We start from the raw sequence: 19,668 nt of genomic DNA, 5'->3' as shown, positions 1-19,668 counted from the left end.
AGGAAGAGACAACCGGCAGCTCAGGGCAGGTGGCTGAACCACCGGTGGTGGAGCCGGCTGCACCCTCGTCAGGGGAGCCCAGTGGCTCGTGCCGCGACAACCCCCGCTCCTACGGTGATCACGCCGACAACGCGGGAGGACCCATGACATCGGTGCGGCAACACTCCGCCACCACAGCGGCGACAGGAACGACTGCGCTGCGTCTCGAATCCGTCACCAAGATCTACGGAAAGGGCGAGAACGCGGTCACCGCGCTGCGCGCCGTCTCCTTCGCGGTGACGCGCGGCTCGTTCACCGCCGTCATGGGGCCGTCCGGCTCCGGCAAGAGCACCTTCCTGCACTGCCTCGCCGGGCTCGACCGGCCCACATCCGGGACGGTCCACCTCGGGGACACGGAGCTGACGGGCCTGAAGGAGGCCGCCCTGACGGCCGTACGCCGGGAACGGATCGGCTACGTCTTCCAGGCGTACAACCTCATGGCGGCGCTGACGGTGCGGCAGAACGTGACGCTCGTACCGAGGCTCGCGGACAAGCCGGTCGACGAGGAGTGGCTGGCCGAGCTGCTGGAACGGGTCGGCATGGCGCAGCACCTCGACCGCCGCCCGAGCCAGTTGTCCGGCGGGCAGCAGCAGCGGGTCGCCATCGCCCGCGCCCTCGTGACCCGCCCCGACGCCCTGCTCGCCGACGAACCGACGGGCGCCCTCGACACCCGTACGGGCCAGGAGGTGCTGCGGCTGTTCCGGCAGCTCGTCGATGAGACGGGCCAGACCGTGCTCCTCGTGACACACGACCCGGTCGCCGCCTCCTACGCGGACTCGGTGGTCTTCCTGGCGGACGGCGCCCTCGCCGGTGAACTGGAGCGGCCGACGCCCGAGCAGGTCGCCGACCGCATGACCAGTCTCGGGAGCTGGTGAACGTGTTCGACATCGCCTGGAGCACCATCAAGCACCGCAGGGGCGGCTTCGTCGCCGCGTTCCTCACCGTGTTGCTCGGCTCCGCCGTCGTCACCGCGTGCGGTGTGCTGCTCGTCTCCGGACTGACCTCCGGCGCGGCCCCGGAGCGGTACGCGGGCGCCACCGTCATGGTCGGCGGACAGCAGACCAAGAAGGTCAAGGAGGACTTCGACCCGTACTACGCGGAGCGGGTCACCGTCCCCGCCGCACTCACGGAGAAGATCGCCGCCGTCGACGGCGTCGAGCGGGTGATCGGTGACCGCACCGTCGAGATGAACCTGATCGACGAGACGGGCCGCGCGGCCCCCTCCGACCGTCCGCTGTACGGGCACGGCTGGGCGTCCGCCGCGCTCGGCCCCTTCGAACTGGCCGAGGGCGAACGGCCGGACGGACCGCGCACAGTGGTCCTCGACGCCGGTACGGCGCGCCGGGCCGGTCTGGCCGTGGGCGACACCGCGCGCCTCGCGATCGGCACCGACACCGTCGCGTACAAGCTGGTGGGGCTGGTCAAGGAGGTGCCGAACGGCCTGGAGCGGCAGTCGGCCGCGTTCTTCTCCGACGAGCGGGCCGCCCGGCTCACGCCGGAACCGGACCGGTTCACCGCGATCGGCGTGCTCGGCACGGCGCGGACCTCCGCCGACGACCTCGCCCACCGCGTCGAGCAGGCGCTCGCGGGCGCCCATGTGACGCTCTACACCGGCCAGGACATCGGTGACCTGGAGTTCCTGGACGTGGGCGCGTCACGCGGCTTCCTGATCGCGCTCTCCGCGTCGTTCGGCGGCACCGCCCTGGCCGTCGTCGTCTTCGTGGTCTCCTCCACCCTCGGCCTCGCCATCCACCAGCGCAGGCAGGAACTCGCGATGCTGCGGGCCGTCGCCGCGTCCCCCCGCCAGATCCACCGGCTCATCGGCAGCGAGGTGCTGCTGGTCTCCGTCACGGCCGCGGTCGCGGGCGCCGTGCCCGGCTTCCTGCTCGCCCACGCCCTGCGCGACGCGTTCGCCAAGACGGGCGTGCTTCCCGCCGACTTCGAGCTCTCCTCCAACCCGGCGCCCGCCGCCCTGGCCGTCCTGCTGTGCGTGCTCGGCACCCGCCTCGCGGGGTTCGTCGCCGCGTTCCGCACCGCGCGCATCAAACCGGTCGAGGCCCTCCAGGAGTCGCAGGTGGAGCCCGCCGCGCTCGGCCCCGTCCGGCGCGCCGCCGGTCTGGTGCTGATCGCGCTCGGCCTCGTCGCCGCGCTCGTGCTGCCGATGACGATCCCCGGCGAACTCGCCGTCGCGGGCGCCGCGGGCTCCCTCGTGATCCTGATGGTCGGCGCCGCGCTGACCGGCCCCCACCTGGTCGGACTCACCGCCCGCGCGCTCGGCCCGCTGCTGCGGCGCTCGCGGGTCAGCGGCTATCTGGCCTGGGCCAACACCACCGCCCACACCCGGCGCCTGAGCAGCGCGGTCGTGCCGCTCGCGCTCTGCGCCGCCATGGCCCTCCTGCAACTGTCGACGCTGTCCACCGTCGAGGCGACCGCACGGGAACAGGCCGCCGACGGCGTCGTCTCCGACTACGTCCTCACCGGCGAGGCGACCGGACTGTCGCCCCGGCTCACCGAGCGGGTGCGCGCGCTGCCCGGCGTCGAGGCCGCCGACCCGGTGGTCCGCTCCCAAGTGCTGATCGACTACACCGAGATGGACGAGCCCGCGACCGCGCCCCTCAGCGCCCAGGGCGTCGACCCGAAGGGCCTGGACCGCACCCTCGACCTCGACGTGCGCGAAGGCGGCCTCGACCGGCTCGGCCCCGACGCGGTGGCGCTGAGCTGGATGGCCGCCGGCACGACCGGTCTCGGGGTGGGCGACACGGCACGCATCGACCTCGGCGACGGCACCCGACGGCAGTTCGAGGTCGTCGCGATCTACGGCAACGGGCTCGGCTTCGGCGACGTGACGTTCGCCCACGACCTGCTGGCCCGGCACACCACCCGCCACCTGGACACCGCGCTCCTCGTCACCGGCCGCGGCGACCCCGCACCGCTGCGCCGGGCCCTCGACGGGCTGGCGAAGAGCGTGCCGACGCTCCAGGTGCGCAGCCCCGACGCGTTCGCCGCCGCCCAGCAGGGCCAGGCCGCCCAGCAGTCCTGGACGAACCTGATCGCCAACGTGCTGCTCCTGCTCTACGTCCTGATCGCCGTGGTGAACACCCTGGTGATGGCGACGGCGGCCCGCACCCGCGAGTTCGGGATGCTGCGGCTGATCGGCGCGGGCAGGCGCCAGGCCCGGCGCATGATGACCATGGAGACGTGCGTGGTCGTGGCCGCCGCCGTCGTCGTGGGCGCGGTCATCGCCCTCCCGCCGACGATCGGCACCACCCTCGCGACGACAGGCCGGGCCACCCCGCACATCGACCCGCTGATCTGGCTCTCCATCGCAGGCGGCATCACCGTCCTGGCCTGGCTCTCGATCAGCATCCCGACCCGCTCGGCCCTGCGCACCCGGCCCGTGGAGGCGGTGGCCGTGGGGGAGTGACGCGGGCCCGCGCGTACGGGCACGAGCCGCCCGTTCAGCGCCTCGCCGCGGACGCGTCCCCGTCCTGTCGCAGATATGCCAGGACGGCGAGGACCCGGCGGTGGCCGCTGTCGCTCGGCGGCAGCCCCAGCTTCGTGAAGACGTTGCCGATGTGCTTGCTGATGGCGCGCTCCGTGACCACGAGCATCGACGCGATCGTCGCGTTGTCCCGGCCCTCCGCCATCAGTTGCAGCACCTCGCGCTCGCGCGGCGTCAGCGACTCCAGCGGATCGTCCCGGCGCCGGGCGAGCAGCTCGGCCACCACCTCGGGGTCCAGCGCCGTACCGCCTGCCGCGACCCGCTCCAGCGCGGACAGGAACTCGTCGACCCGGCCCACCCGGTCTTTGAGCAGATACCCGACACCGCTCGCACCCCCGCCCAGCAGCTCGGCCGCGTACGTCTCCTCGACGTACTGCGACAGGACGAGGATGGGCAGCCCGGGGATCAGCCGGCGCGCCTCCAGACCCGCCTGCAACCCCTCACCGCGAAAGGTCGGCGGCATGCGCACGTCCAGGATCGCCACGTCCGGCCGGTGCTCGCACAGCAGCGGAACGATCTCCGGCCCGCTCACCGCCACCCCCGGCACCTCGTGCCCGGCGGAGGTCAGCAGCAGCACCAGACCCTCCCGCAGCAGGGCGTTGTCCTCGGCGATCACCACGCGCACGGCAGCTCCACTTCGATGACGGTCGGCCCCCCGGCGGGGCTCGACACCCGTATCGTCCCGTCCAGCGCCGCGATCCGCCGCCGCATCCCGAGCAGCCCCGTGCCGCCCTTCTCGTCCGCCCCGCCCTTCCCCTCGTCCCGCACCACCACCCGCAGCGCCCGCCCCGCACGGGAGACCTCCACCCGGGCGCGCCGGCCGCCGCTGTGCTTCGCGGAGTTGGTGAGCGCCTCCGCCACGACGAAGTACGCGACGGTCTCCACCGCGGCGGGCGCCCGCGGCGACTCCTCCACCCCGTCCTCGCGCACGTCGACGTCGAGGCCGCTGCCCGCCGCGAGCGCCCGGATCGCGCCGAGCAGCCCGCGGTCGGTGAGGATCGGCGGATGGATGCCGCGCACCACGTGGCGCAGTTCGGTGAGCGCCTCCTCGGCCTGGGTCTGCGCGTCGCTGAGCAGCTTGCGGGCCATGTCCGGTTTCTCGTCGTACATCTTCGTCGCGAGCCCCACCCGCATGGACAGGGCGACGAGCCGCGCCTGCGTCCCGTCGTGCAGATCCCGTTCGATGCGCCGCAGTTCGGCACCGTGCGCGGCGACGGCCTCCGCCCGCGTCGCCGTCAACTCCTCGACGCGCTCCGCGAGTTCCTGGGCCCGCTGGTCCTCCGCGGACGGGGCGAGCAGCCTGGCCGACCAGGAGGCGTCCAGATCCGCGAGGCGGCCGATCTGCGGCAGCACCACCGCCCGGCGCCCCAAGAGCCCGCACCACACGCCGTCCACGAGGACGCCGAAGGTCCACAGCAGCAGCGCGGCGTAGGCGAGGAGCCAGCCGTAGAGGAAGTGGGCGGCGAGCCAGCACAGATCGCGCCGGGTCGCCGGATCGGTCGCCGCCACCCGCACCCGGTCGACGAGCGGCTGCGGCAGTTGCCGGTACGCCACGGGGACGGCCACCCCCGTCCACGCCTCGACCTGGCGCCGCTTGATCCCGGCGAGCGAGCGCAGGAGGATCACGGCCTCGGGCAGCACGGCCGCGCCGAGGACGAGCACCGTGACGGCCACCGCGAACACCAGCACGGCGAGGTAGAAATAGGACGCGAGCGAGAGCCCGGCCGCCTTCAGCAGATGCTGCGTCGCGTCCCGTGCGTCCCGCACTGTCGATCCCATGGTCATCAGGTTAGCCACCGCTCCCGACGCCGGACGGGGGAGCGCGGCGGCGTACCGATGGTGTAGCGGGCTACACCATCGACTGGGCGGAAAGCCCCCTCGCTCCCGGGGGCGGGCGACGGCATCCTGGTGATCGCAAGGTGAACGCACACGTGGAAGGACCCCCATGAAGGCCCTGCTCTGGCTCCTGCTCGCGGCCGCCACTGCCGCCAACATCTCGACCAGCTTCGCCTTCGACGGCGTGAAGCAGATCGCCGTCAGCCTCAGCACAGGAGCCGTAGTGATCGGCGCGGCCGCCTGCCTGGCCCTGCTACGACACCGCGACCGCCAGGCCCGCACCTGAGAACGCGGCGCGCTCCATACACCTTGCCTGTCGGGGTAGTTGGGCCCTACGTCGCCCACGGAACCCCCGACAGGAGAGGGAACCATGTTCTACGTACTGCTCGGCCTGTTCGCCGTCATGGGCCTGATCCAGCTCGTCAAGCCCCAATTGCCGTGGAGAATGAACCGCCCGTTGCAGCGCCCTTTCGTGAAGGACTACGAGGCGACGGAACCGACGGCGACCGGTTACACCATGATGCGCATCACGGGCGCGCTGTTCCTGGCGATGGTCGCGTTCATGGCCATCATTCAGGCCACGTAATCCATGGCTCCCGACATGACCCATCCCCGGCGGGAACCCCACCGGGGGCGCAGCACCAATCACGGCCGCACATCAAGACGCACAAGCGCACCGATCTCCACAAGCTGATCCGGCAACGCCAGATCGACCACCCCCATGACGGTGCTGGCGGGCCGGTGCTCCCCGAAGTACTCGGCGTGCAACCGTGCCACCGCGTCGAAGTTCTCCCGCAGATTCCGCACCAGCACGGTGGTCTCCACGATCTGCCGACGCTCGGCCCCGACCTGCCGGAGCACGAGATCCAGGTTCTCGAACGTGGTGCGCACCTGCAGCTCGAAATCGCCCGCACCCACGAACGCGCCGTCCCGGTCATGGGACAACTGCCCGGACACATACACCGTGTCACCGACCTGGGTGGCCTGGCTGTACCCGTACGACGACTCCCACGGCACACCGAATCCGAACGTCTTCATCTGGGAACTCATGCTCCTGCTCACTCCTCCGCCGAACCGGACAGGCCCTTGCACGCGCAAGGTACAAGTGCGTCCGGACGACACTTGTTCCGCTGGTGAAGCCGGAGTGTTCCCTGCGCGTACAGAGGCGCCCCGCCCCGCCGCCTAACGCCCGATCTCGTCCAGCTCGGCGAGGTCCGCGTCGGACAGCGACAACCCCGCCCCGGCGACGTTCTCGCGCAGATGCGCCACGGACGAGGTGCCAGGAATGAGCAGGATGTTGGGGGAGCGCCGCAGCAGCCAGGCCAGTGCGACGGACATCGGCGTCGAGCCCAGCCGGGACGCCACGGCGGACAGCGCGGCGGACTGCAACGGGGTGAAGCCGCCGAGCGGGAAGAAGGGCACGTAGGCGATGTTCTGGGCGGCGAGTTCGTCGATCAGTTCGTCGTCGTGGCGGTGGGCGAGGTTGTACATGTTCTGCACGCACACGATCGGCGCGATGGCCTGCGCCTCGCGCACCTGCTCGGCGGTCGCGTTGCTCACCCCCAGGTGCCGGACGAGCCCCTCACGCTGCAACTCGACGAGGACCCCGAACGCCTCGGCGAGCGAGCCGGGCTGCGGCCCCTGGGCGTCACCGAGCCGCAGGTTGACGACGTCGAGCGTGTCGATGCCGAGCCCCTCGAGGTTGTCCCGCACAGCGCGGCGCAGATCCTCGGGCCGCCGGGCGGTCGGCCAGCCACCCTGCTCATCGCGCACGGCACCGACCTTGGTCACGACGTGCAGGGAGGCGGGGTAGGGGTGCAGCGCCTCACGGATCAGCTCATTGGTGACGTGCGGCCCGTAGGCGTCGGCGGTGTCGATATGGGTGATCCCGAGATCCACGGCCTCGCGGAGGACGGCGAGCGCACCGTCCCGGTCGGCGGGCGGCCCCATGACACCGGGACCGGCGAGCTGCATGGCGCCGTATCCGACGCGGGTGACGTCGAGATCGCCCAGGCTCCAGGTGCCGCCGGGCAGTGAGGTGGTGAAGGTGGTGTCCATGACGAAGAAGCAATCTCTCTGCTGATCGGAATCATGACGGGGGCCGCGGACCAGGCCGAGGAGGGTCGATGGCGAACCGATGACGAAAACCGCTCCGATCCTGAGCCGTTACGGGGTGTCGCGCCGCCCCACACCGTCGATGCTCACCCGCGACCGGCCGCCGCATCCAATACCGACCCAGCACCCTGTGATACCCGCCAGGTATCACTGACGTACGCTGTGACCGTGGAGGACATGCTGGAGACCCGCGAACTCAGATACTTCGTCGCCGTGGCCGAGGAACTGCACTTCGGGCGCGCCGCCGAGCGTCTCGGCATGGCGCAGCCACCCCTCTCCCGCGCGATCCAGCAGCTCGAACGGCGACTCGACGTACGCCTGCTGGACCGCAACCGTCGCGGCGTCGCCCTGACCGGAGCCGGAGAGATGCTCCTGCACGAGGGCCGCGCGGCCCTCGACGCGGCCACCGCCGCCGTACGCCGCACCCGCCGCGCCGCGGCCACCGACACCCCCGGCACCGCCCGCGACCGCCTGGTCCTCGCGGTGAAGGCCGGCGCCTCCCACGAACTCCTGCACAAGCTCCTCGACGCCTACGCGGCCCGGCCCGACGCCGCCGAGATCGAGGTACTGCCGAGCGGCACCTGCGAACAGGGCGAGATGCTCCGCGACGGCCGCGCGGACGCGGCGCTGATGCACACCCCGTTCAACACCCTCGCCGGATTCGACAGCGAGGCGCTCATGACCGAGGGCCAGATCGTCATCCTGCCCGCCGGCCACCCCCTGGCCGCGCGCGGCGAACTCTCCCTGGCCGACATCGCCGACGTCCCCGACCTCCCGCTCGCCCGCTGGTCCCGCGACGGCGCCTACCCGCCGGGCCCGGGCCCCGAGATCCACGACCAGACCCAGCTCGCCCAACTGATCGCCCTGGGACGCACGGCGGCCGTCTTCCCCGACTCGGCCCGCGCCTGGCTGTGGGCGGAACACACAGCCGTCCCCCTGACCGACGCACCCCCCGTGATCACCCACATCGCCTGGCCCGCCCACAGCCGCTCCGTCCCCTTGGCGAACCTGATCCGCACGGCCACCGAACTATGACCCGGCGGCGGTGAGACGGCCCGCCCGAGCGGTGCACGCCGCCTACAGACCGAGCCATCCGTACAGGCGCGGGTGCCGGGTCTCCGCCGCACACGGCTCGTCACCACCGGAGCCGATGGTGCTGTAGCTGCCTTCGGACGCGATGTCGCCGGCCGGGTCGTATGTGGAGCCCCACGGATCTGAGGACAGACTCAGCCCCTCCGGGCAGACGGGACCGACCGGCTGCAGCGCCCACCAGGCGAACAGACACAAACCCACGAGGACGCCAAGGGCGCCGATGCGGCGCCGCGTTGTGGCGAGCAGAAGGAATAGCACCAGCGGATCGTACGCAACCACCCCTGGTCCGAGAACGAGGAACGGAACATGCAACTGGAACTACTGCCGCAGATCGGCGTAGGTCCGCTGCGGCTGCACATGTCGGTACAGGATGCGCGCGACGCGGTCCAGAAGTGGGGAGCCCTCCGGGTCCTCTTGAGCGACCCGGAGCCGGGACAGATCACGCTCACGCACGACCCGGCGGAGCTGAACATCGTCCTCGGGTTCACCAAGGGCACGCTGAGCGGCGTGGAACTGTTCCGGTTCACGAACGAGGAGGCCGACGTGCGCGTGCCGCTGGACGGGTTCGATGTCTTCCGCACCCCGGGCACCGACCTCTTCGAGCAACTCGCCGAGCGAGGGCACACGATCACGGAGAACGACCTCGGCTTCGACATCCTGCCGGACCTGAAGATCATCCTCGCCAACCAGAGCAGCTATGAGTACCCGGTCGACGAGGACGGGGACCCCCTGTACTACGACTACGTGCGCATCGCCGCCTGACCACCCGCCCCAGCTCGACCGCAAGCCAGCAGCTCACACAGCTATACATTGCGTGTATACGCGTTGTGTATAGTTCCCGCATGACTTCCGCCTACCTGTTGCCGATGAAGACAGCGGCAGCGCTCTTCCCCCTCCTCGCGCTGATGCTGTTCCTCCCGACGGCGGTCGTCCTCTACCGCCGCCACGGCGCCATGCCGCAGTGGCGCGTCCTGTCGCTCCTCGGCTTCCTCTACTACGCGATCACGGCCCTGTGCATGACGCTCGTACCGCTGCCGACGCGGACGGCGGACATGTGCAAGAGGTTCGCGGCGGTCGCCCACCCGCAGTGGACCCCGGGCAACACCTTCGGCGACATCTGGAAGGAGGCGCACCACAAGGTCACGCTGAACGCGCTGGTGCTCCACAACCCCGCGGTCAGCGGTGCGGTCCTGAATCTGGCCCTGCTGCTCCCGCTGGGTGTCTTCGTCCGCTACCACCTGCGGCGCGGCGTCACCGCCGCGATCGTCGCGGGCTTCGGCGCCTCCCTGTTCTTCGAGGTCACGCAGGGCACCGGCCTATGGGGCGCCTACCCGTGCCCGTACCGGCTGTTCGACGTCGACGACCTGATCCTCAACACCGCGGGAGCGCTCCTCGGCTGGTACATGGCCGGGCCGCTCGCCCGGCTGCTGCCGGCGGGGGAGGCGCCGGACGACGCGACACTGGCCCGTCGGCCCGTCACCGCCGGGCGGCGCTCGACGGCGCTGCTGGTCGACCTGATCGGGGTCTCGGCCGTCACCGTCCTGGGGGCTCTGGTCACGGCGGGGGACGTCTACAGCGCGTTCCGTTCCGTACCGCGGGTGATGGTCGCGGTCTTCGCCGTGTGGTTCGTCGTACTGCCCTGGCTGACCAGGACGACCCCGGGCAAGCGGCTCCTCCTGCTAAAGCTGGCGCCCACCGAGGGCGACGGGCGGCCCGCGCTGTGGCGGATCGCAGTCCGCGCGGCGCTGCTCGCCGTGGTGACCCTCCCGCTGATGGCAACCCTCGTCACCGCGTCGATGATCCTGCTGAACGGGCCGTCATGGGTGGTGCGCCGGGTCCGGGACGCGACGGCGGCGGACCCGCGCATGATTCAGTGGCAGCTCATCGAGTACTTCCCGCAGGTGCTGCTGTTCGTCTTCGTCGCGGTCGTGCTCGGCGGATACGTCCTGACGACCCGGCGGCGGAAGACGAACCTCTGGGCTCACGAACGGGCGTCCGGGCTGCGCACGGTGGCCCTCACGCGCACCCGCGCCACCACCGGTCCCGACGTCGATCCCCACGGCGGTCGCGACCAGCCGCACACCCATTTGACCGGGCGGGTGACACCCCGTCACCCGACGTAGACACACAAACCCCCACGTGTGCCCCGAACCCTCGTCCCTACACACTGTTGTACGTGCCGCACAGTGTGTGCCTAGGCTGCCGTGCGTGCTCGCCCGCGCGGGGCGGGCAGCGACCGAAGGAACGCGTGCCCGAGAACCGCGACAGCTCCGGAACCGACCCTCTGAGCGTGACCGCCACTGCCTTCCAGGGGGCGGTGGTGATCACGGTGTGCGGCCCACTCGACCACACCGGCGGCGACCGCCTGCGCCGCCTGCTCAACGCCGCCTGCACCGCGTTCGCCCCGCGGATCGTCATCGACCTCACCGAGGTGGGCTTCATGGACTCCGCGGGCCTGAACATCCTGCTCACCGCCCACCACCGGGCCGCCAAGGCGGGCGGCTGGCTGCGTCTGGCCGGCGCGAGCGAACAGGTGCTGGCCACCTTGCACGTGGTCGGGGTCGACACCGTGATCGGCGTGCATCTCACGGTGGCGGCCGCCCTGGCCTGAGCTGGGACCCCGGGCCGCGACGCGACGTACGAGTGGTCAGGTGACGTGGATGGGGGAGGAGGCCCCGTTCTGGTCACCGATCCGGAAGGTGAGCGCGGTCTCCCCGGTGGGGGCGTCCTTGCCGGCCTCCACCGCGACCCAGGCCACGGAGGTGGCGCCCTTGCGCGGCAGACGCAGGTCGACGCCGGTGAACGTGAGGCTCTGCCCGTCCTGCGACAGGTCGCCCTGCCCGCCGGGGGAGACGGTCGGTGCGCCCGGCTGCGGGGCGGGGGTGTTGCCGCTGTCGTACGGCTTGCCCGCTCCCGTGATCTTGTACACCTCGCGGTCCTCGTTGACGGTGAACAGGTCGCCGTAGGTGGAGGCGTAGAGCAGGTTGCCCTCGCCGTCGCTCTGCAGGCCGGTCATGTTGAGCAGACCGGTGGCGTACTCCTGCGGCCGGTACCCCTTCTGCAGTGTCCGCCGGTACAGCGTGCCGTAGTGGCCGGCGATGAAGAGGTGGCCCTTGCCGTCCAGGGCGAGGACGTACGGTTTCTCGACCTTGGCCACCTGCTCCGGCGCGGGCGCGTTGCCGCCGTAGCTGGGGTCGGTGTGCTCAGGTCGGCCTTGAGGACCTGGCCGTCCTTGGTGACGGCCACGGCGTTGCCCCGGGTCTCCTTGTCACCGTCCAGGGTGGTCAGCAGTGTGCAGGTCTGCTGCTCTCCTTGCTGGAGCAGTTGGCGGCGGCGGGCGGACTGCCGCCGTCGGCGGCCGCGGGCGGGCCAACACCCGTACCTGCGCGGCGAGTTGGCCGGGGGTGCGGAGGTGTGCGGGGGTGTTCCTGTCTGTGCGGACGGCGGCACGGGAGATCCCTGTGACAAGGCGCCGTTACGGGCACGGTGCTCCGGCCCCGGACACGGCAACCCGCACGCCGCACAGTGCGGGCCACACCGTCCAACAGTTGCCGCGCCCGGCGGAACAGCGGCGGCAGAGCTGGCTTCGGCACAGCGACCCTCACCGACAACTGAGATACCCGTAAACCCTGTTGGCCACTTGGTCCGGTCCTCACCCGGGATCGGCGTGCCCGGCCCGGCCGCGGCAATCCTCCCGGCACCGGGGACCGCCCACATCGGCGGTCCCGTCAGCGCCGGGATGGGCCGACAGGCCCCCGGCCGCCGAAGGAAGAGGACACCTCATGTACTACAACCCCATCAACAGCATCGTCCGCTCGGCCTGTGCCGACAACCCGATGCTGATCGTGCACAAGCACTCCGGCAGCCACTTCAAGCAGGGCGGCGACCTGCAACTCGTCGGTGACGCCTTCGACCCGGCCAAGCCGGACAAGGCGGCGCTGTGGGTCTTCCAGGTCATCCAGGTGGACAAGGCCGGCAACGCCCTCTACCAGATCAAGAACCACGGCTCCGGACTGGCCATGGGCATCAACAAGGACAACCCCCTCGACGGCATCCAGTTCGCCAAGCCGCACGCCGCGGACGAGACCACCAAGGAGGCCCGCGCCCAGATGTGGACGGTCGAGATCTTCGACCAATGGAGCCAGCTCCTGGTCCCGGCCCTGCACCCGGACCTCTACCTCGCGCCCATGGGGAAGAACCCGGGCGCCAACGGCGGCTGCTACCGCCCCAGCGACAACCCCGGCGGCCAGCCGTGTGACCTCAACCCGGTGCAGATCGTGCCGCCGAAGCCGCCGAAGGACCCGGCCTGCAACGCGGACTGCACCACCTGCTGATCCTCGCTCCGGCGTACCTCAGCACCCCGCCGGGACGGGCGCTCGAAGTCCCCGCCCGTCCCGGCGCGGCCCACCGCCCGCCCGACGGCACCGCGCCGAGGTACGACCACGGTATGAGTCCCGCTCATCCCGAGGTAGCGAAACAGCCGTTGACCTGGCGTGCCGGATTGCGACTCCGGTTGCATGCGATGGCGACCCCGGGGTGATGCGGCGTCACAGGCCGCGCCCCGAGGATGGCCGGGTGACCGAGATCATCGCGGGGCTGTACATGTCCCCTCCGGAACTCCTTGCCGTGGTGGGTGCCGTCGCGCTGGTGGTGGCGCGCTGGCTCCCCCCCGGTGGCCCGTCCGCACGTGACGATCGCGGCGGGAACGGTTCTCGTGCTGTCTGCGACCGTGCTGCTCGTGGTGGGAATCCGCTGGCAGATGGTGCCGGTACTGGCGGCGTCCGCCGTCGCGTTGGCGTTCGCGCTCTTCCCCTTGCTGCGACGCCGTACGGGCCGCCCGGCATGGCGGGCCCGGTGGTGGCTGGCGTTGCCGGGGTCGGTGGTCTGTGCCGGTCTGGTCGCCATGGGCCCGGTGGCCGCTTGGGCGTTCCCTGTGCCCGCGTTCCCCGAACCGTCGGGCACCTTCGCGGTCGGCACCCGTGTGGTGCAGTGGACCGACCCGCACCGCCCCGAGACCTTCACCGCCGACGAGCACGACCGGCGCACGGTCGTGGTCCAGCTCTGGTACCCCGCGCGCAAGAGCCCCGCGGGCGCGAAGCGGGCCCAGTACCTCGGACGTACGGAGCACGAGGCGCGCACCGTGTCCGACGGCCTCGCCCGCCAGGTCGGCATGCCCGGCTTCCTGGTCGACGGCGTCCCGCGCGCTCACACGCACGCGGTCTTCGACGCCCCCGTGGCCGGTGGGGGCGGACGGTTCCCCGTCGTGCTGTTCTCTCCCGGTTCAGGCGGGGTGCGCACCCAGAACACCGCCTGGGCGGAGGAGCTGGCCAGCCACGGCTACGTGGTCGCCGCCCTCGACCATCCGTACGACTCCGCCGCTGTCGTCCTTGCCGACGGCCGGACGATCCGCACCAGGACCGACTCCACCGGCGACCGGGACAAGGACGACAGGCTGGCGGCCGACTGGACGGCTGTCCGGGCCGCCGACCTCAGCTTCGTGCTCACCCGGTTGGAATCCCGGTCGAAGTCCCAGTCGAAGTCCCACTCGGAGTCCCCGTCGGCCTCCCCGTCGGACCGGGGAGGCCGAGGCGGGAGCACCGATCCGCTGACGGGTCGCCTGGACATCAGCCGCGTCGCGGTGACCGGCCACTCCATGGGCGGTGCTGCCGCCCTGCAAGCGGCCCGGCAGGACCACAGGTTCGACGCCGTCATCGACCTGGACGGCTACCCCCACGGCCCCGCCTCCCCCTCCCTCCGCCAGCCGGCACTCGCGCTCACCCAGGCCATCACCGACACAACCGACCCGGACTACATGCCCCGCCTCACCGAGGCCCTGAAGCGCAACACCGCGACGAGCTACCGCCTCACCCTCCCCGGCGCCGCCCACCTCACCTTCATGGACGGCCCCCTGTACCTGCCGCCGGTGCCCTCGATAGTCGGCTCCCTGGGCCGCACCGAGAGCCCGCACATCGTCGCCGCGACCACGCTCGCCTTCCTGGACACCACCTTGCGGCACAAACCCGGCGACCTGTCCGCCGCTCTGTCGACCTACGGCGACCTCCGCGTCCACGGGGGTTCAAAGACAGGCTCTCAGCGCCGGTAGCCCGGGGGCGCGCAAGGTTTCGGGTCTGCTCCCGGCAAGGGCTTTCGTTCGGGCCCGTACGAGGAGTAGCGTCATAAGCAGTCCGTGAATGTGCCTCGTCGTCAGCGCGACGGGTTCTTGTTTCGGCGATCTCTCGGGCCCGTGGACGGGTCCTCAACGCCAGCGGCTGCCACGCGGGACCCTGCGCCCGCTTCATACGCGCCGCCGGAACCCGTGCACGGCCGGGCCTTGCCTCCCCGGGGCCTGTGGCGTGCGGGAGGGCGGGGCACGCCTCCCTGGACCCTGGATGCAGAACTTCTTCGTCGACGATCTCTGTCTCATCACCCCGCTCCAGCGCGAGGAGGGCGTGCGGCTGTTCGGCGAAGTCGTCGGCGCCCACCAAGTCCCCCTGGCGACGGCCGTCGCGTCCTGCGCCGAGCGCGCGCAGGAGATCACGGTCGACCTGGCCTCCGTGGAGTACCTCTCCAACAGCGCGCTGGCCACCCTGGTCGGCCTCGCCCGCACGCTGCGCCCGCCGCAGACGCTCGTCATCGTCTCCAGCCCCGCCCTGCGACTGCACCTGCGCTTGCAGCAGCGCGGCTGGGACCGGCTCGACACCCTGGAGCTGCGCTGCACCTAGCAGCGCGCAGGTCCTGCCGTCGCGGGAGGCGGCAGGACCCCCACTCGTGGTCCGGCCTCCGTCCGTGGTCCCGTGGTCCGGCCTCCGTCCGTGCACGTCGGCCGGACCGGGATCCGGCACGCCGGGCGATGGGCCGTCGGTGCGCACTTCTGCCTGGTCGGGGCGGGGGTGCTTGCCTCGGTGCGGGGCCGCGGGGATGGTGGTGGTCTTTGACACTGCTGCCCCCCGTGACCCCGGAGGCAAGAGTTGGCATGCGAGGAAGCGGCCCGGACCGATGCTCCGAAGCTGCGCGATTTCGAGGCGCGGGTGGCCGCGCTGCAGCGCGAGGTCGCCCAGTTGAAGGAGGCGGTCGACGCGTACCGGGAGGTCGAGCGGGCGCTCGGCGTCCTGGTCGCCGTCGCCCGGATTCCGCCCGCCCGGGCCGCGGAGATGCTGCGGGACATCTCCGTACGCACGCACATCGAGTTCCGGCGCGTGGCGTTCCTGCTCACTCAGTGGGGCCACACCCGCGTCCTGCCGCCCGTGCTCGAGGCGGAGTTGGAGCGGCAGGTGCGCGCCGGCCGCGGGCGGCCCTCCCGTGGCGGACCGGTGGGAGGCGACCGTCATGCCGGGTGACGGGCCGGGCCTCGGGGAGCTGCTGGCGGCGGTGGAGGACGCCGCGCCGTGCGAGTCGGTCGACGTGGTCGCCCGGAACCTGGAGGACCGGTTCGACGCCTGTGAGGTGTCGTTCGTCTTCCTGGACCTGGTCGGTCAGGAGGTCGTCCGGCTGCCCCGCGCCGGGTCGGCGGGGGAGCCGGTGGGTGAGGCGGAGCGGCTGCGGCTGCCGGGCAGCCGCTACGAACACGTGCTGCGCGGACAGGAACTCCTGCGGGAGGACGAGGGCGGGGGCCGGGTGCGGCTGGTGGCGCCGGTGACCAACCGCGGCGACTGCATCGGCGTCCTGGAGCTCGTCGTACCGCACGCCGACGACACGGTGCGCGAGGCGGTCGCGCAGGCCGCACACGCGCTCGCCTACATCGTGGTCACCGACCAGCGCTTCACCGACCTCTACCACTGGGGCCGCCGCACCACCCACACCAGTCTGGCCGCCGAGATCCAGCACCAACTGCTGCCGACGGCGTCGTCCTGCGAGGCCGCCCAGTTCACCCTGGCCTGCGCGCTGGCCCCCGCCGACAGCGTGGGCGGCGACACCTACGACTACAGCCTGGATCAGGACACCCTGCACCTGTCCATCACCGACGCGATGGGCCATGACACCGAATCCGCCCTGCTGGCCACGCTCACCGTCAACGCCCTGCGCCAGGCCCGCCGCGCCCAGACCACCCTCCTCGAACAGGCGCACGCCGCCCATCAGGCGCTCATCTCCTACGACCGCGGCCTGACCACCGGCCAACTCCTGCGCATCGACCTGGAGACGGGGCAGTGCCACCTCGTCAACGCCGGCCACCCCTGGCCGCTGCTGCTGCGCGACGGACACGTACGGGAGGTGCCCCTGGCCATCAACCGGCCCTTCGGCATCCCCGTCCCCGCCGACTACGCCGTCCAACCCCTGCGCCTGGCTACGCGGGACCGTCTCGTGCTGCTCACCGACGGGATGCAGGAGCGCGACAGCGCCGCCGTCGACCTGCTCGCCCTCCTGAAGCACACCGCTGACGAGCATCCGCGCGAGGCGGTCCGGGCGCTGATCGAGGCGGTACGCGAGGCCAACCGGAACGAACTGCCCGACGACGCCACGGTGATGGTGCTGGACTGGCACGGCAGCGACTCGGGCCGCCGGCACTCCGACGCGGGCTCCAACACCTGACCGTGTACGGGGCGTACGGGGATGTGTGCGCGGGCCGCACCGGCCCCGGCCCACGCAGCAGGGCGCCTCAGGCGTATGAGCCCGCCCCGGACGTGCTGCCCGTCCGGGGCGGATGTCCCGCGTGCGGTTGCTGCGTCCCGGTGCCACCGGCATGCGGGTGTGGCCGTCCGGCAGCCCGTAGAGGGCTGAGCGCCGGACGGCTTTTCGACCCCTGCCCACTGTCTGATCGCCGCACGCCCCGCGTCCAGACGTGTGCTTCCGCGCGCTCCCGGCGCACGCCGCTCCCGCAGGCCATGACCACCTGCGCCGCATCGTGATCGAACGTCACAGAGCCCGTGGATTGGTGGGCGGCACGGCGAGCGGACCGGGGGTGGTGGCCCAGTGGAGCAGGGCCTGGACGTCGTCGAAGCGGGCCACGCTCTTGCCGCAGGGGTAGCGGGTGTACTGGTGGAAGAGCCAGTGGCTCTGGATGCGGGGCGCGCCGGGGGTGGTGTGGTCGGCGATCCAGAGCCCGTCGGCGTCGTAGGCACCGGAGTTGGTCTGCGACCAGGTGTCGTACGTGGCGTACAGCAGGATCCGGCGACGCGGCCGGAGCTTCTTCAGCCGGCGGATGAAGCGGTCCTTGTCCTGGCTGGTGGCCCGGCGCCCGTCGGCGGTGGCCTCCCAGTCCACGATCAGCACGTCCCCGTCCTGGTCGGGGATGCGGGAGAGGAAGTGGTGCACCTGGGTGGCCGGATGACCGGGCAGGAGGAAGTGGCAGAAGCCGGTGACGAGGTGGGCGAGACGGGCGGTGCGCGCCTGCGCCTCCAGCCGCGGATTCGTGTACGTGCGGCCCTCGGTGGCCTGGAGGAAGACGAACGCCACGTTGTCGGTGGGGTAGGAGGTGGGCTGGTAGGCGCTGAGGTCGAGGCCGTGCAGCATGCGGGCGCTCCTCGCCGTGCGTGCCGGGTGCTGCCCGGATGATGCCCGCCCGTGCCGCCATCATCACGTGCGGTGCGCGGTGTGGCGGTGGAGGAGCCGCAGAACCATCCTTTCCGGTCAGTCGGCGGAGAAGGCGCCGGCGGCGGCCGCCCGCACCGCTGCCACCGCGGACCGCTCCGGGAGCCGCGGGTCGGGTTCGGCGCGCTGCAGGACCAGGTGGTGGTAGACCGGCGCCGTGGCGGCCACCAGGAGACTCCGCGCATCCGTGTGCCGCGCGGGGAGTTCGCCGCGTTCGACGGCGCGTTCGACGACGATCTCGCACTGGGCGTACCGCTCGTCCCACAGCCGTGTCTGGGCTCGCGCGGCCTGTTCGGAGTGGAACGAGGCGGCCATCAGGGCGAGTGCGAGGGACGGCCGTACGAGCAGGGATTCCTGGATCTCCTCGTTGAGGGCGGTCAGATCACCGCGCAGGGAACCGGTGTCGGGCGGCTGCCAGTCGATCTCACCGGCGGCATCGATGACGTCGACGAGGAGACCGCCCACGTCGCGCCATCGCCGGTAGACGGTGGTGCGGTGCACGCCCGCGCGGGTCGCGACGCCCTCCACCGTGAGCCCCTCATGACCGTTCTCGGTGAGTTCGGCGCGCACCGCGTCGAGAACCTGCGCGCGAACGCGGGCGGACCGGCCACCCGGGCGGCGGCGGTCCGCTGTCGTAGTCGTCGCGTCTGCCATCGAGATCCCCGTATCCGGTTGATCGCGGTCCCCGTCCGTGCCAGCATCTTAACGCAACGTCTGTCGCACTAACTGTCGGCCGTAAGGCAGCCGCACCCCATCCAAAAGAAGTCCGCCCCCGCCGTAAGGAACCGCCATCGCCCTCCTCCCGATGCCGCCCGTCCCCGCCGACCCCACCGTCCTGCACCCCATGCCGGACCAGCCGCGCGTCGTCCTGCTCAAGCCGCTGGTGACGTCCCCCCTGATCGAGGTGGGTGAATACTCGTACTACGACGACCCGGACGACGCGACCGCGTTCGAAACACGCAACGTGCTCTACCACTACGGGCCCGAGAAGCTCGTCATCGGCAAGTTCTGCGCGCTCGGCACGGGGACGAAGTTCATCATGAACGGCGCCAACCACCGCATGGACGGCCCCTCCACGTTCCCCTTCCCGACCATGGGCGGCTCATGGGCTGACCACTTCGACCTCATCACCGGACTGCCGGGCCGCGGTGACACCGTCGTGGGCAACGACGTCTGGTTCGGCCACGGCGTCACCGTCATGCCGGGCGTCCGCATCGGGCACGGCGCGATCATCGCCACCGGCGCCGTCGTCACCTCCGACGTCCCCGACTACGGCATCGTCGGCGGCAACCCGGCCCGCCTCCTGCGCACCCGCTTCGACGAGCCGACCATCGCCCGGCTCCTCGCCGTCGCCTGGTGGAACTGGCCCGCCGAACACATCACCGCCCATGTACGGACCATCATGTCCGGCTCGGTCACAGAACTGGAAACAGCCGCGACGCTCAACGGCCGCACCTGAGAACGCCCCTGCCATCCGTCGTGCACTGAACAGTCAGGCGCGCCCAGGTTGCGGGGGCGGCGTCGGCGCAAGATCGCCTTGTGAGGCCGTTGGACGTGCT

General features: G+C 71.6%; 21 protein-coding genes and 1 pseudogene. 14 read left to right on the top strand and 8 right to left on the bottom strand.

The genetic code is table 11. The annotated features are described in order from the left end of the window. Positions 1-143: 143 nt before the first annotated feature. Both ABZ877_RS36560 and ABZ877_RS36555 read left to right on the top strand, forming a co-directional pair. Entirely contained in the window at positions 144-914 is a 771-nt protein-coding gene (locus tag ABZ877_RS36560) for an ABC transporter ATP-binding protein (protein WP_361080347.1), read from the top strand. Further along, entirely contained in the window at positions 911-3,463 is a 2,553-nt protein-coding gene (locus tag ABZ877_RS36555; RefSeq protein WP_361080345.1) for an FtsX-like permease family protein, read from the top strand. The genes ABZ877_RS36560 and ABZ877_RS36555 overlap by 4 nt, the downstream gene beginning before the upstream one ends. 34 nt (positions 3,464-3,497) lie before the next feature. Here the strand turns inward: ABZ877_RS36555 and ABZ877_RS36550 are convergent, their stop codons facing one another. Continuing rightward, positions 3,498-4,166, bottom strand: a complete 669-nt coding sequence (locus ABZ877_RS36550) for a response regulator transcription factor (RefSeq protein WP_361080343.1) — start codon at positions 4,164-4,166, stop codon at positions 3,498-3,500. Further along, positions 4,154-5,320 (bottom strand): sensor histidine kinase, encoded by a 1,167-nt coding sequence (locus ABZ877_RS36545; protein ID WP_361080341.1) that lies wholly within the window; start codon positions 5,318-5,320, stop codon positions 4,154-4,156. Before ABZ877_RS36545 ends, ABZ877_RS36550 begins: the two co-directional genes overlap by 13 nt. Positions 5,321-5,486: 166 nt before the next feature. On the opposite strand from ABZ877_RS36545, the gene ABZ877_RS36540 reads away from it, so the two are divergent. Together ABZ877_RS36540 and ABZ877_RS36535 are read left to right on the top strand one after the other, a co-directional pair. Continuing rightward, complete coding sequence (locus ABZ877_RS36540; RefSeq protein ID WP_361080339.1) at positions 5,487-5,663, top strand: hypothetical protein; 177 nt, start codon at positions 5,487-5,489, stop codon at positions 5,661-5,663. Positions 5,664-5,747: 84 nt separating this feature from the next. Beyond that, on the top strand, positions 5,748-5,963 hold the full coding sequence (locus ABZ877_RS36535; RefSeq protein ID WP_361080336.1) for a DUF6199 family natural product biosynthesis protein: 216 nt from the start codon (positions 5,748-5,750) through the stop codon (positions 5,961-5,963). 59 nt (positions 5,964-6,022) lie between these two features. Here the strand turns inward: ABZ877_RS36535 and ABZ877_RS36530 are convergent, their stop codons facing one another. Together ABZ877_RS36530 and ABZ877_RS36525 are read right to left on the bottom strand one after the other, a co-directional pair. Continuing rightward, the gene (locus tag ABZ877_RS36530) at positions 6,023-6,427 is read right to left on the bottom strand and encodes a Rid family hydrolase (protein WP_361080334.1); all 405 of its coding nucleotides are present in this window, start codon (positions 6,425-6,427) and stop codon (positions 6,023-6,025) included. 132 nt (positions 6,428-6,559) lie between these two features. After that, positions 6,560-7,435, bottom strand: a complete 876-nt coding sequence (locus ABZ877_RS36525) for an aldo/keto reductase family oxidoreductase (protein ID WP_361080332.1) — start codon at positions 7,433-7,435, stop codon at positions 6,560-6,562. Between the two features lie 234 nt (positions 7,436-7,669). Here ABZ877_RS36525 and ABZ877_RS36520 point away from each other — a divergent pair, with 234 nt between their 5' ends. Then, positions 7,670-8,527: a LysR family transcriptional regulator gene (locus ABZ877_RS36520; protein WP_361080383.1), complete on the top strand. Its 858-nt coding sequence runs from the start codon at positions 7,670-7,672 to the stop codon at positions 8,525-8,527. Between the two features lie 42 nt (positions 8,528-8,569). Here ABZ877_RS36520 and ABZ877_RS36515 read toward each other — a convergent pair whose 3' ends face one another. Beyond that, positions 8,570-8,842, bottom strand: coding sequence for a hypothetical protein (locus tag ABZ877_RS36515; protein WP_361080330.1), 273 nt, complete (start codon positions 8,840-8,842; stop codon positions 8,570-8,572). Positions 8,843-8,890: 48 nt separating this feature from the next. Here ABZ877_RS36515 and ABZ877_RS36510 point away from each other — a divergent pair, with 48 nt between their 5' ends. The 3 genes from ABZ877_RS36510 (at position 8,891) to ABZ877_RS36500 (ending at position 11,195) form a co-directional block, all read left to right on the top strand. Continuing rightward, on the top strand, positions 8,891-9,346 hold the full coding sequence (locus tag ABZ877_RS36510; protein ID WP_361080328.1) for a hypothetical protein: 456 nt from the start codon (positions 8,891-8,893) through the stop codon (positions 9,344-9,346). Positions 9,347-9,426: 80 nt separating this feature from the next. Further along, positions 9,427-10,707, top strand: a complete 1,281-nt coding sequence (locus ABZ877_RS36505; protein ID WP_361080326.1) for a VanZ family protein — start codon at positions 9,427-9,429, stop codon at positions 10,705-10,707. A 167-nt stretch (positions 10,708-10,874) separates the two neighbouring features. Beyond that, a complete protein-coding gene (locus ABZ877_RS36500; protein WP_361080324.1) occupies positions 10,875-11,195 on the top strand; it encodes an STAS domain-containing protein in 321 nt (106 codons plus the stop codon). A 36-nt stretch (positions 11,196-11,231) separates the two neighbouring features. Here ABZ877_RS36500 and ABZ877_RS36495 read toward each other — a convergent pair whose 3' ends face one another. Next, complete coding sequence (locus tag ABZ877_RS36495) at positions 11,232-11,741, bottom strand: hypothetical protein (protein ID WP_361080322.1); 510 nt, start codon at positions 11,739-11,741, stop codon at positions 11,232-11,234. Positions 11,742-12,366: 625 nt separating this feature from the next. Here ABZ877_RS36495 and ABZ877_RS36490 point away from each other — a divergent pair. The 5 genes and pseudogenes from ABZ877_RS36490 to ABZ877_RS36470 all read left to right on the top strand — a co-directional run bounded on the left by ABZ877_RS36490 (position 12,367) and on the right by ABZ877_RS36470 (position 17,110). Further along, positions 12,367-12,918, top strand: a complete 552-nt coding sequence (locus tag ABZ877_RS36490) for a hypothetical protein (protein ID WP_361080320.1) — start codon at positions 12,367-12,369, stop codon at positions 12,916-12,918. Between the two features lie 205 nt (positions 12,919-13,123). Beyond that, positions 13,124-14,687, top strand: a pseudogene (locus ABZ877_RS36485) (hypothetical protein). Between the two features lie 286 nt (positions 14,688-14,973). After that, the gene (locus ABZ877_RS36480; protein WP_361080318.1) at positions 14,974-15,306 is read left to right on the top strand and encodes a hypothetical protein; all 333 of its coding nucleotides are present in this window, start codon (positions 14,974-14,976) and stop codon (positions 15,304-15,306) included. 246 nt (positions 15,307-15,552) lie between these two features. Continuing rightward, complete coding sequence (locus tag ABZ877_RS36475) at positions 15,553-15,921, top strand: ANTAR domain-containing protein (protein WP_361080316.1); 369 nt, start codon at positions 15,553-15,555, stop codon at positions 15,919-15,921. Beyond that, on the top strand, positions 15,911-17,110 hold the full coding sequence (locus tag ABZ877_RS36470; RefSeq protein WP_361080314.1) for a PP2C family protein-serine/threonine phosphatase: 1,200 nt from the start codon (positions 15,911-15,913) through the stop codon (positions 17,108-17,110). Before ABZ877_RS36475 ends, ABZ877_RS36470 begins: the two co-directional genes overlap by 11 nt. A 324-nt stretch (positions 17,111-17,434) precedes the next feature. Here the strand turns inward: ABZ877_RS36470 and ABZ877_RS36465 are convergent, their stop codons facing one another. Together ABZ877_RS36465 and ABZ877_RS36460 are read right to left on the bottom strand one after the other, a co-directional pair. Beyond that, on the bottom strand, positions 17,435-18,031 hold the full coding sequence (locus ABZ877_RS36465; RefSeq protein ID WP_361080312.1) for a GH25 family lysozyme: 597 nt from the start codon (positions 18,029-18,031) through the stop codon (positions 17,435-17,437). 117 nt (positions 18,032-18,148) lie between these two features. Then, positions 18,149-18,763 (bottom strand): TetR/AcrR family transcriptional regulator C-terminal ligand-binding domain-containing protein, encoded by a 615-nt coding sequence (locus ABZ877_RS36460; protein WP_361080310.1) that lies wholly within the window; start codon positions 18,761-18,763, stop codon positions 18,149-18,151. A gap of 151 nt (positions 18,764-18,914) precedes the next feature. On the opposite strand from ABZ877_RS36460, the gene ABZ877_RS36455 reads away from it, so the two are divergent. Further along, on the top strand, positions 18,915-19,568 hold the full coding sequence (locus ABZ877_RS36455) for a CatB-related O-acetyltransferase (protein ID WP_361080308.1): 654 nt from the start codon (positions 18,915-18,917) through the stop codon (positions 19,566-19,568). Positions 19,569-19,668 lie beyond the last annotated feature (100 nt).

Source organism: Streptomyces sp. NPDC046939 (genome assembly GCF_040644575.1).
GTDB lineage: Bacteria > Actinomycetota > Actinomycetes > Streptomycetales > Streptomycetaceae > Streptomyces.
Note: the sequence above shows the minus strand (reverse complement) of the source record. Positions and strands in the feature narration are given on the sequence as shown.

Bases quoted from the DNA above. Each gene is read 5' to 3' on its own strand.
- ABZ877_RS36560 (WP_361080347.1), top strand. From the start codon at position 144: ATGACATCGGTGCGGCAACACTCCGCCACCACAGCGGCGACAGGAACG.
- ABZ877_RS36545 (WP_361080341.1), bottom strand. From the start codon at position 5,320: ATGGGATCGACAGTGCGGGACGCACGGGACGCGACGCAGCATCTGCTG.
- ABZ877_RS36540 (WP_361080339.1), top strand. From the start codon at position 5,487: ATGAAGGCCCTGCTCTGGCTCCTGCTCGCGGCCGCCACTGCCGCCAAC.
- ABZ877_RS36535 (WP_361080336.1), top strand. From the start codon at position 5,748: ATGTTCTACGTACTGCTCGGCCTGTTCGCCGTCATGGGCCTGATCCAG.
- ABZ877_RS36530 (WP_361080334.1), bottom strand. From the start codon at position 6,427: ATGAGTTCCCAGATGAAGACGTTCGGATTCGGTGTGCCGTGGGAGTCG.
- ABZ877_RS36525 (WP_361080332.1), bottom strand. From the start codon at position 7,435: ATGGACACCACCTTCACCACCTCACTGCCCGGCGGCACCTGGAGCCTG.
- ABZ877_RS36520 (WP_361080383.1), top strand. From the start codon at position 7,670: ATGCTGGAGACCCGCGAACTCAGATACTTCGTCGCCGTGGCCGAGGAA.
- ABZ877_RS36510 (WP_361080328.1), top strand. From the start codon at position 8,891: ATGCAACTGGAACTACTGCCGCAGATCGGCGTAGGTCCGCTGCGGCTG.
- ABZ877_RS36505 (WP_361080326.1), top strand. From the start codon at position 9,427: ATGACTTCCGCCTACCTGTTGCCGATGAAGACAGCGGCAGCGCTCTTC.
- ABZ877_RS36490 (WP_361080320.1), top strand. From the start codon at position 12,367: ATGTACTACAACCCCATCAACAGCATCGTCCGCTCGGCCTGTGCCGAC.
- ABZ877_RS36480 (WP_361080318.1), top strand. From the start codon at position 14,974: ATGCAGAACTTCTTCGTCGACGATCTCTGTCTCATCACCCCGCTCCAG.
- ABZ877_RS36470 (WP_361080314.1), top strand. From the start codon at position 15,911: ATGCCGGGTGACGGGCCGGGCCTCGGGGAGCTGCTGGCGGCGGTGGAG.
- ABZ877_RS36465 (WP_361080312.1), bottom strand. From the start codon at position 18,031: ATGCTGCACGGCCTCGACCTCAGCGCCTACCAGCCCACCTCCTACCCC.
- ABZ877_RS36460 (WP_361080310.1), bottom strand. From the start codon at position 18,763: ATGGCAGACGCGACGACTACGACAGCGGACCGCCGCCGCCCGGGTGGC.
- ABZ877_RS36455 (WP_361080308.1), top strand. From the start codon at position 18,915: ATGCCGCCCGTCCCCGCCGACCCCACCGTCCTGCACCCCATGCCGGAC.